We start from the raw sequence: 12,847 nt of genomic DNA, 5'->3' as shown, positions 1-12,847 counted from the left end.
AGAGATTAGGAATATAATTAATATATCTGTTAAAGAATACCTTTTAATTGATAAATTTTGTAATAATCAATTAATCTCGAAAGTTGATACGGAGGAACAATAATTGGGGATTAATGTTATTATACAAGCTAGGGTTGGCTCAGAAAGATTACCAGGTAAAGTTTTAATGAGATTGGGAGAGCATTCTGTTTTGGAGTATGTGGTAGCTCGGTGTAAACAGATAGAAGGTATCCAAAATATAATAGTTGCAACATCAAATACAGAAAAAGATGATGAAATTGAAAAGTGGTGTTTGAAGAACCAAACTTTGTGTTTCAGAGGATCTGAAAATGATGTTTTAAGCAGATTTATTGATTGTATAAAGAAGTATCCCGCTGAATATATTATTAGGGTAACAGCAGACTGCCCCTTTGTAGACTACGAGACGGCAAGTAGGATTGTGAAATTAGTGCAAAGTAGTAAATGCGATATTGTGAATATTGTCGGAAAAGTTCCACGAGGATTAAACATCGAATTAATTTCAAGTAAAGCTTTACAAAATATTTATGATATCGGAAAAGAAAATAGACATAGGGAACATGTTACACTATATGCTTATGAATTTACTAATAAATTCAACTGGAAAAATTATGTTATAGATGAAAATTTACAGTATCCAGAATTAAGAATTACTTTAGATACGCAAGAAGATTATCAGCTTTGTGAGCGGATCGCTCAAAAATTCCAAAACCCTTTAGTTTCCAGCTACGAAGTAATCCGTTTTTTAATTCAGAATCCAGATATCGCAAGTATTAACAAGCACATTAAACAAAAACCTGTTAATAAAATGTAATTATGGGGTTGAAAAGATGAAAGTCCTGTCCATTGGAGCTGGAAAAGAACAAATTTTTAGTATTCAAGAAGCTAAAAGAATGGGCTTAATCGTAATAGGTATTGATGGTGACAAAGACGCACCAGGTTTTGCATATTGTGATGTTACTTATAATATTGATTTAAAAGAAGTCAACGATATTATTAAAGTAGCTAGAAAACATCAGATAAAATTTGTGTTACCTGTACCAATCGGCGGGTCGCTAATTACGATTGGAAAAGTAAACGATGAACTGAATCTAAAGGGAATATCAGAGACTGCAGCAATATCATTTGTTCATAAATCAGAGTTTTATAGATGTTTGGAAGTGTTAAATTTACCTCGGCCTAAACAAATTATTTTGAAAGAAAGCAAAAGTAAAATACATGAATTAAAAAGAAAAATAAATATTATTGGTTACCCGTGTGTTATAAAACCTTCTATTGGTTCAGGTAGCAGAGGAGTCGGAGTAATACGTTCAAATGAAGAATTGGACCAATTACTCGAATTTCATCATTCTACTTTACTTAAGGATGAAGCTACTTTAATTGAATCATTTATAGAAGGGACTGAATATGGAATTGATGGAAGAATTGTAAATGGAAAATTTGAATTACTGTTAATCCGTGAAAAAATTTTAACTAATCTCCCTTTTAGACAAGAAATAGGCTATTTAGCTCCTGCAAGAATACATCCTCCATTAGAACAAAGTATTATATTAATCCTCCAACAATTAACTACCTTAATTCAGGCCAACAACTGTTTATTTCACGCTGATATTATTATTAATAATGATGGGATTTTTGTTATCGAAAGTTCTGGGAGACCTGCTGGATTAAACTTAATGACTCATTTTATTCCACATGTTATAGGGTTTAATCCAATTTCTAATTTTATTGCATATTTAATGGGGAAAGCGTTATATTGTCCTAATATTAAAGTTAATAAAGTGTACATGATCTGTTTTTTTGATTTAAAACCAGGAATAGTTAAAGTAATCCCCCAAAAAGATAAAGATTTTAATGTTCAGAAAGTTCTTTATTATGATTGTCAATTGAGAGTAAATGAGTTTATTCATGTTGTAAAACAAGGGAAAGACATTGTGAATAGGGGTTATTTTATTGTTTGTGGTGACGATTTTAAGAATTGTGAGGGCATAGCAGAAAATATTTTTTCTAAATTTATTATAGAGTAAATATTAGTAAACGAGGAGTACAAAAAGATGACAAATTTTGACGATTTAAATAAACAGGCATGGGGAAAATCAATTTTAAAGCACCAAATGTTATATCCAAATGAAAGAATCGTTTCTTTTTTGGCTAGGAATTTTAAAGATATAGATCATAACCATGTTAAGAATGCTCTAGATGTAGGGTTTGGTTCGGGTAGGCATTTGAAACTGCTATTAGATTATGGATTTAATACGTATGGGATCGATTATAGTAAGGAAAGTTTTCAAATTGCTAATTCTGTCTTAGGCCATCATGAAAAGTTGAAGGGACTTAAATTAGAAAGTATAGAAGAAAACTCATTTTTTAATGAATTTTTTGATGTGATTCTCCTTTTTGGAGTTGTTTTTCTTAGGAAGTATGATCAAATGTTTAATGATTTAAAAACGATGTATCAATTATTGAAACCAAATGGAAAAATGATTGTCAATTTTAGAACAACTGAAGATTTTCTTTTCGGTAAAGGTAGAAAAATCAGTGAAGAAACTTATCATTTAGGTAATTCTGTTCCTGTTTATCAAAATATGCTTTATACATTTTTATCAAAAGAACAAGCTGAAATGCTTTTAACTAAAGTTGGTTTTACTGTAGAAAATATTGAAAGAGACGATTATTGGAAGAATAATTTGAGTGAGAAACACAGTTGGTGGGTATTTACTGTAAGGAAGTGATCGGATGTATATATCTAATAGGAGTATTGGGTATGATGATCCAACATTTATTGTTGCAGAAATAGGGGCAAATCATAATGGTGATTTTGAATTAGCAAAAAGGTCTATTCGGGCAGCAGCTGAAGCTGGTGTTGATGCCGTAAAGTTTCAAACCTACACAGCTGATGAACTGCTTTCTGACCATGAACGTATTGTTTCTTGGGGGAAATCACCTGCCTTAAAATCTGAAAAAATTGGCGACATGTTTAATCGACTTTCGCTAAAGCGCCAATGGCATCTAGATTTATTTAATTATGCCAAAAGCTTAGGTGTGATACCATTTTCTACGCCATTTAGTTTAGATGGAGTTCGGTTTTTAAATGAATTGAAAGTTCCGTGCTTTAAAGTAGCAGCTTCCGATGTGAATTATCTTGAAATGTTAACTTTACTGGCAAAGATGAATAAACCAGTGATGCTATCACTTGGAAAATGCTCTTTATCAGAAGCGGATATTGCTATTAACACTTTATTAAACAACGGGTGTAAAGATCTTGTTATTATGCATTGTGTTTCACAATACCCATCACCCATGGAAGAGATGAACTTAAGAGTAATCAAAAGTACAAAAGCAATGTATCCAGAGTGTATCGTAGGGTTTTCAGATCATTCTTTGGGAATAACATCTGCAATTGGTGCTGTTGTTTTAGGTGCTAGAGTGATAGAAAAGCATTTTACACTTAATAAACAATTAGATGGACCAGACCATTGGTTTAGCTTAGATCCATTGGAGATGAAGTTACTCGTTAATGAAATTAGGAATATAGAATTGGCATTGGGGAGTCCTAGGAAAAGAGTGATGCCTTCAGAAGAGAATGAACGACAAACCTCTATTCGCTCAATTGTTTTAAATAAAGATTTGAACTATGGAGATATCATTCGAAAAGAAGATATTAAATTTACAAGACCAGGGTGGGGAATATCTCCTTTCGATAGAGATAAAATTATCGGTTTAAAAATTAATAAAAGCTTACCAAAAAATACTGTACTGAAGTGGGAGTACTTTAAGTGATAGTCTTTCATGTGGCCGCTAATGAAAAAATTGGTATGGGAAATCTAAGTCGATGTTTTAGCATAGGAAAACATCTTGGAACTACTATTAATAATATAGTGATTATTTGTGAAGGAAAACAAAAGCTTGCAACCGTATTTGCATTTGAAGAAGGCAAAATATACTATGTGGAAGATCGTGAAAAAGCACTTGAATGGATTCAAGTGCTTTTTCAAAAGAAAGCCAAGAACAATAATATTCTTATTACTGATATCATCGAGTTAAACGAACATGATCGTGTTAGCTACGAAATGGTTGGTGCTGAAGTTATTATTCAATTAAACGATGTAAATGTAGATCGTTTTTGTCCGGATATATTTATTAATGGAGATAACTTTGTAGAAGTTAAAAATAAACAGATTAAAAAATATACAGGATCAACATATCAAATTATTAGAAATGATCTAATCATTTATCGACCTCAGCATTTTATTAAAATAAAAAATATTAAGAAAGTAATGATTGTATTAGGAGGCTCAGACCCTTCTGGATATACTGAAAAATTTATTAATTTTTTTAATAATAACTATTTAGCCTATACTTTTTACGTAGTATGCGGACCTGGATTTAACAATAATAGAAGGAAAAGATTAATGAATAATTATTTAAATAGAAATATTATTATATTAGACAACCCTTATTTACCTGAATATTTAGTGAATGTAGATGTTGTTGTAACCCTAGGAGGTCTTACTTCTTATGAAGCGATGTATCTTGGCAAACCAGTGTTAGCAATAGAATGGGCTCATATGTCTTACTATGTAAAAGAGTTAGAAAAAAAAGGATTACTTAAGTCACTAGGAAATGGGGAAGAAGTTTTTGGTAATTTAGTTTCTAACCTAAATAATATACCCTTACTTAATGATATTGCTAAGAGTGGATGGTATGAAATAGATGGTAAAGGAACAGAACGAATCGTGAATTTAATAAAAGGAATATTGATGAACTAAAAAAAGAGTTAGTTAAGGAACAAGACTTTAGTTTTTTGAAATGACAATTCCCTAAAAAAGTCAGGTGTTGATTGATCTATGGATAAACTGGGATATCTAAATAAAATTAAAGAAATATATATTAATAACGAAAATATAATAAAATATTTAAAGCACTTAGATAAGCGAAAAATAAATTCACTAGAAGATATATTGATTAGCTATGATTTTCAAGCAGGGACATATATTGAAGAATACAAGAAAAGACCACAAGATTTTGAAGTATATGGCCGCAAATTAGCAAGTATTATTAATGACTTAGGTGAATGCAAATCAATACTAGAAGTAGGAGTAGGAGAAGCTACTACACTATGTCCAACTATTTCAGGCTTAAATTCAAGGCCCGAAAAATGTTATGGATTCGATATTTCTTGGTCAAGAATTAAATATGCAAATAGTTTTGTTAATAGTTTAAATTTAGATAATGTAAAATTGTTTACTGGTGATTTATTTAATACTCCATTAAAAGATGATTCAATAGATATTGTTTATACATCACATTCAATTGAACCTAATGGTGGAAGGGAAGAAGAGGCTTTAAGAGAACTCTATCGAATTACAAATAAATTTTTGATCTTGTTAGAACCTTCCTATGAATTTGCAGATGTAAAATCTAGACAGAGAATGTTGGAAAATGGTTATATAACAAAATTGTACTCAACAGCAAAGAAACTTGGTTTTAATATTATTGAACATAAGTTGTTTGGAAATAATTCAAATCCATTAAATCCTACTGGTCTTATGATTATAAGAAAACGAAAGGATAAGCCAGTGGTTGTTAATCCATTGTGTTGCCCAGTTACTAAAACAGATATCTTCAGGAGATTTAATGCATACTACTCCCAAGATAGTTTATTAGCATATCCTATTATAGATGAGATCCCTTGTTTATTACCACAAAATGCTATTATTGCAACAAAATTCTTAGATTAAGGTAAAAAATAAAAATGAGATTAGGGAGTGTCTTGCCCAAATATATAAAAAGTTACGAGGTGTTGGGAATGGATCAAATTGGTTTAAAAACTTTTAATGGGGGAGAGCAAATAATTATAAAGCCATTGCTTACTGATCTATATAATTCCTTTACTTATGAATTCTGGGTTAAGCCTTACGCAGAACATAAAATAGATGAAGAATCGCTAACAGGTGGTTCTGGTCTAATTGGAAAAAACTATATTGTTGCACCTGGACATGGACAATTGGATAATCAAGCTGGTATAGGAATATCAATTGGAAGAAACGGGGTTTCAATTTATGAACATACTGCATTTCATTTACCTGCAACCTTAGTTCATCCTGTGCTAATAGATGGTTGGACTCATATTGGGGTAGTTTATGACGAAAAGACGCCATACCTATTTATCAATGGGAATTTTATAAAAAAAGGGTTAACAAGTACAATGAATATATTGTATGCTTCAGGCATTTTTGGTGGGTTTGCATACGGATATTTTAAAGGGGAAATTTGTAATCTCCGTGTTTGGTCTTACGCAAGAACAGAAACAGAAATTAAGGCAGGAATGAATGGGAAAATAGTTGAAAATGAATATGGGTTATATATTAATGAGTATTTTGAAATAATGGATAATACTTCAGATGTTTTGTTTATGTTTGGTCATTATCGTCAAGATCTTGAGTATCTATTATTCCCTGTTGCCAATAGTCTAGTCAAAAAGGGTTTATCTGTAAGTATGCTGATAGAAAACGAATATTCTCCTAATTTGTCAATGCTTTCAAGTAAAGTTAATATTATCTATCTTGATCAATTCAAAGATAAATTTAATATCTCTCAACGTGCAAATGAGTATTATCAAGTTCTGTTGAAAAATACAGAATTACATCCGTTTTATAAAACTTACTCTGTTGCAATTGATCGAAGTTATTCGACTATCCTTCTTAACATAATAAGACCTAAATGTATTTATGGCATTCATTTTGTTACTGCCCCTGGTTGTATAAATGCTATTAAGTCATTATATATTCAACCCAAAGTCGTTTTAATTCAACACGGAGTTTTAATGTATAATAGTATTGCTCATGATTATAATGGTGCAGACTTAGTATTTTTATGGGGGGATTGGGATAAACGACTTTTAAATCAGATGGATAACGCCCCACCAAATATAGTGATAGGGAATCCAAAAATAGAACAAATTCGGAAAGATGTCTTTGGAAAAAATAAAATATTATCTAAGAAAAAAGAAACAGGAAATACCAAACTAAAAATTCTATATATATTTGCCTATTCTCCGAAAATGGATCAGGTGAGGAAAGAAAATGAAAGAATGTTCATTGAAGGTATCAGTCAAATAAGAAATATAGAAGTAATATTTAAACTGCATCCTGGCTCTCCTCCGGATTACTTACAAGAATATCTTCTAAAAGGTATCATAAGACCAGAACAAATCTTAAAGTTTGATAATATTATTGATTTAATAGAACAGGCAAATATTGTTGTTGGAGATTATTCTACCGCCATTTACGAGGCAGCGGCCTTAAATAAACCAGTAATAAAAATTTGTCATTCAATAATAGAAGAAAAACTATTAAAGTTTCACTATGTAAAAACACCTCAGGAATTAATAATTGTAATCAAGAAATTGCAAGATGATCCCCAATATTTTAATGAATATATGGAAAAACAAGATGAATATTTGAACGATCTGTTTTACAAGATTGACGGTTCTTCTGATCGAATAGCTGATTATATTCATAACCAGTTAATTAAAAATATATGATTTTTTTACTATTAAAAAAGGCCAATATAAATCAAGCAAAGGAAACAAGTCCCCCAGTATGGTAATAATTGGGGGACTTTAACTTTGTGTTCCTGTCGTTTTATTTATTAGTTGTTCCTTTGGCTTTTTTTCGATAACTAAAACACTATCATAATAACTCATTGACCAAGTAGTTGTAGTGAATGAATTTACTGATAATTGAGGATCTCTAGAAAACGAGGCATTCAGACTATCGATTAAGTTCTTTGAATATTCAATAAAACTAGCAGGGTTTTTGTATCCACCACCATACTCTTCCAGGTAACTTGTATGCAAATCTTCTACAAGGTAGACCCCATTTGGGGAAAGAACTGAGTACATTTCCTCAAACGAAATCTTCTGCTGGTACATAAAATGTCCACCATCATCGATGATAATATCAAAGATTGGTAATGTAGGTTTTATTTGGTTCCAGAAATCCTTACTACCTTGATCACCAATGATTATATTTATTTGATCCTCTTCAAATGATTTACAAAGAGGATTAATGTCTAGACCCCAAATAGTGGCTTTGTCACCAAAATAATGTTTCCACATTTGAAGTGAACCGCCATAATAAACCCCTATTTCTAATATATTCACTTTTTGTCCAACAAAACGCTCAAAATGACGTTCGTATATTTCGAAATAGTGCGTCCATTTATTTATTAACCGACCATTATTTGATTCGAAATAATTTAGTAATTTCCCCATTTCCTAACCTTCCTTTAGTCATTGATTTTTTGGGTTATGCAAAGGTAATAATAATAATTTGTTTGTTTATTGTCTTAATATATGATTAGGTTTTATATAATCTTAATTCTGCAACTTTTAGATTTACTATTGAAAAGAAGAATTTGCAATTAGAGTTTTTAGTTCTGCAATATTAAGGTCAGAGTATTCATTGTTTATAAGAAGTTCTTCTTCCTCAATAGTAAATTTAGTTTTGTTTTTTCTCCAATCTACGTATTCTTCTGTAGTCAGTCCAAAAACATAGAGTATTTTCCAAGCACAGTAAACAAGATCTGATTCTTGAGTACGACCTAAGTGATCTGCCATATGTGAAATAATATAACCTGTTTTCATTCCAATTTCATCAGCTTTCAATTTATACAACCTATCAATATCATATAGTGCTATGTGAGTGAGCTTTATGTCGGAAAAGTATTTCTCCCAGAAAGACTTTTTAAGCATTACACATCCAAATATTACGACATTATTTGTGAGTTGAAAAACATATTCCGGTTTATGAATAACTGTATCATGGGGATCTTTATTAGATAAAAGATACAAATGAATATGTGAACATAATAATGCTGTATATGCTAAATTTGGAAAATCTGATAGTGACTGAGACATAATTTGAATCCAATTATTATTTGGAACAATAATATCATCATCAAGTATGACAAGATTCTCACCATTGGCATGTCTTGCTCCTAAATGAAACCCTTCTAAATTCCCAATATTTTTTCCAGGGTTCAGCACAATGATTCGTGGATGATTTAAATTTTGCAAATACTCAATTGCCGATTTTTGAGGTGGATGATTATTAATTAATATAATTTCTGTTTTATCATCAGTAGATTGGAGTACAGCTTCAATACATTTCTTAATCAAGGGGAGAGTATTATAACATCTAATGATAATTGAATATTTCAATATAATTCCTCCTCGGAATTTACTAAGAAGACATAGAAAATTGATTATAGGTGCAGATTTCTCGGTAATGTTTCTTCTTATTTCATCTTAAAATATCTTCTGTATCATATGTGAAATTTATGAAATTGTTAGTAGCTTTTCAAATATGTACTAATGTAATAGAATTTATAAACGCCTTTCACAGTGAACAAATTCAGTATCTTAAAAATAAGATTATGTAGCTGTAGATTCCTCAACCTTAGGGTATTCTTACTTTATTTCCGCCATAAATGTCAATATTGTCAATCTTTTGCTGTAATTTAAAGTTTAATTACACTATAAAATAATGGGCAAAATCAACAACCTTAGAGTTTAAATCAGATTAACCAAAAGGAAATTTATGAATAAATTATTGAAAAGCTAAATACATGAGTTATGAAATTTGAAAAAGAAATAAAATTTATTAAGGGAGTAATTAATATTAGAATTAGGTGAAAACAAATTGAATACTAAAAAAATAAGCTTTATTTCTTGTGTTAATAATTTTGAAGAGTACGACATAGCAATACAATATATTCATTCTTTAAAGGTACCAGATGATTATGAAATTGAAACGATTGCCATTGAAAATGCTGTTAGTCTTACATCAGGATATAATCAGGGAATGGCAAGGAGTGATGCAAAATACAAAGTGTATCTTCATCAAGATACAAATATTTTATATTCAAACTTCATATACCATATTATTTACTTATTTGAAAAATATCCCAAATTGGGCATGCTAGGGGTTATAGGTGCAAAAACAATCCCTAATGGAATTTGGTATCACAGTCCGAGTATTTATGGCAGCGTCTATCAAACTCCTAAAGGTAAAGGGGAGATAGAGTTATTATCTTGCCGTTCTATAAAAAAGGATTATGAGAAAGTTCGTGCTATTGATGGATTAATAATGATCACTCAATATGATCTTGTTTGGAGAGAAGATCTAATTCCAGGCTGGCATTTTTATGATGTTTCCCAAAGCTTGGAATTCCAGAAAGCTGGATATAATGTAGGAGTTCCGAAACAAATCACTCCTTGGTGTATTCATGATTGCGGAATTGTAAATTTAAATGGTTATGATGATAATTGGAAGAAATTTTCGCAACATTACAATTATTACATTGATTAACAATATCAAATTTGTTTGTTTTCAGGATTTAATATAGGGAGGATTATAAATGGATTGGATATATTATAAGCCTTTATTTGAATATGATAATTATCATATTTCTATAAAGGATAATTCAGCATGGAGTGGCCATCGAAATTTTGCCTATGATTTAGTTAGGTTTATGAAACCAAAAAAAATAGTTGAACTTGGTACTCACTACGGAGCATCGTTCTTTAGCTTTTGCCAAGCACTTAAGGATGAAGGACTATCAAGCAAATGTTTTGCAATCGATACTTGGCAAGGTGACGAGCACAGCGGTCTTTATGGGGAAGATGTTTTTCTTACAGTTAAGGATATTGTTGATCTTTATTATTCCAGCATAGCTGAATTAGTTCGTACTACATTTGATGAGGCGGTTAGTAGGTTTGAAGATCAATCCATCAATATTTTACATATTGATGGATATCACACTTTTGAGGCAGTCAGCCATGATTATCAAACGTGGCTACCTAAACTCTCGGATAATGGAGTAATATTATTTCATGATATTTCATTTTATGATAATGAATTTGGTGTTTATAAATTATGGAATATGCTAAAGGAAGATTATCCTGCTTTTGAATTTAAACATGCATTTGGATTAGGTGTACTATTCCCTAAAGGGAATAGTAAGAAGTTCAATGAAATAATACAAAGAGCTACCGAATTACAAAAGCGATATGAAAAGTTAAGTAAGTATACTGGACTTTCTTGATTTAATAATCAAAAGATGGTTACTTTACCTAATTTCCAAGGAGGATATTTATGAAATTAGAACAAGGAATAGAGAGTTATCTTGAATTATTAAAAAAGGTAATTTTGTTTGAGATTTGGCAGGAACACGAAGAGGATTTGTACTCAGGCTTAGTTTATAAGGATTCTGCTGTAAATCCTGAGAAACATAGAATGGGAGAAATTTGGCCAAAATGTGCTCATAGTATGATTGGAAAAATGCGTATGGATAATTTACAAATGTGTATGGAGACAGTATTGAGAGAAAATATTGAAGGAGATTTTATCGAAACAGGAGTATGGCGCGGAGGGGCATGTATTTTTATGCGTGGTTTCCTAAAAGTTCACGGAGTTGATGATCGGAAGGTGTGGGTGGCAGATTCATTTGAGGGAGTGCCAGTTCCAAATGAAAAGAAATACCCGAAGGATAAAGGAGGACTCGGACTGCATACACTTGATTACCTGCGTGTGTCTTTAGAAGAAGTACAAAATAATTTTCGAAAATATGGCTTATTAGACGAATCAGTGCAATTTCTAAAAGGATGGTTTAAGGATACGTTACCTACTGCTCCAATTGAAAAATTAGCAATCTTACGACTTGATGGAGATCTTTATGAATCTACCATGGATAGTTTGACCAATTTATACGATAAAGTTTCATATGGTGGTTTTATTATCGTTGATGATTATATTTTGCCAACTTGTGAGCCGGCAATTAAAGATTTTCGTAATGCGCATAACATAAAAGAACCGCTTATACCAATTGATAATCACGCAGTATATTGGAGAAAATGGTGATGAAAACGTATTAATAAATAAGTTTGATTATATAGATTAGTCATGTGTAATTCAATTCTTGCTATCTATTATTGAAAAAGGTGTCCTAAAAGTATCGCAAGGACACTTTTTTTGACACATTTTAAACTTATTGAATTTAAAGCATACTTTAGACATGGGGGGTTTGAGGTTAATAATTTTTGAAAAACAATATTTCAAATCTAAAAAAGAGGAGAGACCTAGGTGAACAAAAAAAAAATATGCTTTATATCATGTGTAAATAATTTAAAGCAGTACAAAACTGCATTACAGTATATAAATTCCTTGCTGGTTCCAGATGGATATGAAATCGAAACAATTTCGATTGAGCAAGCAAGTAGCATGACATCGGGTTACAACCAAGGAATGAAAAAGAGTGATGCCAAATACAAAGTGTATCTTCATCAAGATACGTATATCTTAAACAGAAATTTTATATTCGATATTATATCCATATTTGAGAAATACCCTAAGTTAGGTATGCTTGGAGTTGTAGGTGCAATCACAACACCAAATGGATTATGGTGGAAAAGTCCTAAAGTATACGGATCTGTTTATCATACATTTGATGGTGAAGGAAAAATAGGTCTATTATCACATCTTGATGTAAAAGGAGATTATGAAAAGGTACGGGCTATTGACGGTTTAATCATGATTACACAATATGACCTTGAATGGAGAGAAGATTTATTTAAAGGTTGGCATTTTTATGATGTCTCCCAAAGCTTGGAATTTGAGAAAGCAGGCTATGATATAGGCGTTCCAAAACAAATCAGTCATTGGTGTCTGCATGATACACGAAAACCGAACATGTATGGTTATGAGGAAAATAGGAGAATCCTAGTTTGTCATTATAAGGAATACGTGTAGGATTGTACACTTCC

General features: G+C 31.1%; 13 protein-coding genes. 11 read left to right on the top strand and 2 right to left on the bottom strand.

The window, feature by feature from the left end; genetic code table 11:
• Nucleotides 1-103 precede the first annotated feature (103 nt).
• From FI644_RS23675 to FI644_RS23645, 7 genes are all read left to right on the top strand, one after another.
• On the top strand, nucleotides 104-832 hold the full coding sequence (locus FI644_RS23675) for a cytidylyltransferase domain-containing protein (protein WP_053475831.1): 729 nt from the start codon (nucleotides 104-106) through the stop codon (nucleotides 830-832).
• A 16-nt stretch (nucleotides 833-848) separates the two neighbouring features.
• Nucleotides 849-2,045 (top strand): ATP-grasp domain-containing protein, encoded by a 1,197-nt coding sequence (locus FI644_RS23670; protein ID WP_053475832.1) that lies wholly within the window; start codon nucleotides 849-851, stop codon nucleotides 2,043-2,045.
• A gap of 27 nt (nucleotides 2,046-2,072) precedes the next feature.
• Complete coding sequence (locus FI644_RS23665) at nucleotides 2,073-2,750, top strand: class I SAM-dependent methyltransferase (RefSeq protein WP_053475833.1); 678 nt, start codon at nucleotides 2,073-2,075, stop codon at nucleotides 2,748-2,750.
• A 4-nt stretch (nucleotides 2,751-2,754) separates the two neighbouring features.
• Nucleotides 2,755-3,798, top strand: coding sequence for an N-acetylneuraminate synthase family protein (locus FI644_RS23660; RefSeq protein ID WP_053475834.1), 1,044 nt, complete (start codon nucleotides 2,755-2,757; stop codon nucleotides 3,796-3,798).
• Complete coding sequence (locus tag FI644_RS23655) at nucleotides 3,795-4,787, top strand: hypothetical protein (RefSeq protein ID WP_053475835.1); 993 nt, start codon at nucleotides 3,795-3,797, stop codon at nucleotides 4,785-4,787. The genes FI644_RS23660 and FI644_RS23655 overlap by 4 nt, the downstream gene beginning before the upstream one ends.
• 78 nt (nucleotides 4,788-4,865) lie before the next feature.
• On the top strand, nucleotides 4,866-5,759 hold the full coding sequence (locus FI644_RS23650) for a methyltransferase domain-containing protein (protein WP_142108886.1): 894 nt from the start codon (nucleotides 4,866-4,868) through the stop codon (nucleotides 5,757-5,759).
• A gap of 68 nt (nucleotides 5,760-5,827) precedes the next feature.
• On the top strand, nucleotides 5,828-7,564 hold the full coding sequence (locus FI644_RS23645) for a LamG-like jellyroll fold domain-containing protein (protein WP_181758146.1): 1,737 nt from the start codon (nucleotides 5,828-5,830) through the stop codon (nucleotides 7,562-7,564).
• A 78-nt stretch (nucleotides 7,565-7,642) separates the two neighbouring features.
• Here FI644_RS23645 and FI644_RS23640 read toward each other — a convergent pair whose 3' ends face one another.
• Together FI644_RS23640 and FI644_RS23635 are read right to left on the bottom strand one after the other, a co-directional pair.
• The gene (locus FI644_RS23640) at nucleotides 7,643-8,296 is read right to left on the bottom strand and encodes an O-methyltransferase (RefSeq protein ID WP_053475838.1); all 654 of its coding nucleotides are present in this window, start codon (nucleotides 8,294-8,296) and stop codon (nucleotides 7,643-7,645) included.
• A 126-nt stretch (nucleotides 8,297-8,422) separates the two neighbouring features.
• Nucleotides 8,423-9,244 carry a glycosyltransferase family 2 protein gene (locus FI644_RS23635; RefSeq protein ID WP_056684439.1) on the bottom strand — a complete coding sequence of 274 codons (822 nt, stop codon included), beginning with the start codon at nucleotides 9,242-9,244 and terminating at the stop codon, nucleotides 8,423-8,425.
• 481 nt (nucleotides 9,245-9,725) lie between these two features.
• Between FI644_RS23635 and FI644_RS23630 the strand changes: the two genes are divergently transcribed.
• The 4 genes from FI644_RS23630 (at nucleotide 9,726) to FI644_RS23615 (ending at nucleotide 12,833) form a co-directional block, all read left to right on the top strand.
• Nucleotides 9,726-10,394 carry a glycosyltransferase family protein gene (locus FI644_RS23630; protein WP_053475840.1) on the top strand — a complete coding sequence of 223 codons (669 nt, stop codon included), beginning with the start codon at nucleotides 9,726-9,728 and terminating at the stop codon, nucleotides 10,392-10,394.
• Between the two features lie 49 nt (nucleotides 10,395-10,443).
• On the top strand, nucleotides 10,444-11,130 hold the full coding sequence (locus FI644_RS23625; protein ID WP_053475841.1) for a class I SAM-dependent methyltransferase: 687 nt from the start codon (nucleotides 10,444-10,446) through the stop codon (nucleotides 11,128-11,130).
• A 50-nt stretch (nucleotides 11,131-11,180) separates the two neighbouring features.
• A complete protein-coding gene (locus FI644_RS23620; RefSeq protein ID WP_053475842.1) occupies nucleotides 11,181-11,945 on the top strand; it encodes a TylF/MycF family methyltransferase in 765 nt (254 codons plus the stop codon).
• A gap of 222 nt (nucleotides 11,946-12,167) precedes the next feature.
• The gene (locus tag FI644_RS23615) at nucleotides 12,168-12,833 is read left to right on the top strand and encodes a glycosyltransferase family protein (protein WP_053475843.1); all 666 of its coding nucleotides are present in this window, start codon (nucleotides 12,168-12,170) and stop codon (nucleotides 12,831-12,833) included.
• Nucleotides 12,834-12,847: the final 14 nt, after the last annotated feature.

The sequence above is a fragment of the Cytobacillus solani genome (assembly GCF_006704205.1).
GTDB classification, from domain to species: Bacteria; Bacillota; Bacilli; order Bacillales; family Cytobacillaceae; genus Cytobacillus; species Cytobacillus solani.
This window is presented reverse-complemented; position numbering and strand designations above follow the sequence as displayed.

What these genes read in the sequence shown, in the direction of transcription:
- FI644_RS23670 (WP_053475832.1), top strand. Translation starts at nt 849, where the DNA reads ATGAAAGTCCTGTCCATTGGAGCTGGAAAAGAACAAATTTTTAGTATT.
- FI644_RS23665 (WP_053475833.1), top strand. Translation starts at nt 2,073, where the DNA reads ATGACAAATTTTGACGATTTAAATAAACAGGCATGGGGAAAATCAATT.
- FI644_RS23660 (WP_053475834.1), top strand. Translation starts at nt 2,755, where the DNA reads ATGTATATATCTAATAGGAGTATTGGGTATGATGATCCAACATTTATT.
- FI644_RS23650 (WP_142108886.1), top strand. Translation starts at nt 4,866, where the DNA reads ATGGATAAACTGGGATATCTAAATAAAATTAAAGAAATATATATTAAT.
- FI644_RS23645 (WP_181758146.1), top strand. Translation starts at nt 5,828, where the DNA reads ATGGATCAAATTGGTTTAAAAACTTTTAATGGGGGAGAGCAAATAATT.
- FI644_RS23640 (WP_053475838.1), bottom strand. Translation starts at nt 8,296, where the DNA reads ATGGGGAAATTACTAAATTATTTCGAATCAAATAATGGTCGGTTAATA.
- FI644_RS23625 (WP_053475841.1), top strand. Translation starts at nt 10,444, where the DNA reads ATGGATTGGATATATTATAAGCCTTTATTTGAATATGATAATTATCAT.
- FI644_RS23620 (WP_053475842.1), top strand. Translation starts at nt 11,181, where the DNA reads ATGAAATTAGAACAAGGAATAGAGAGTTATCTTGAATTATTAAAAAAG.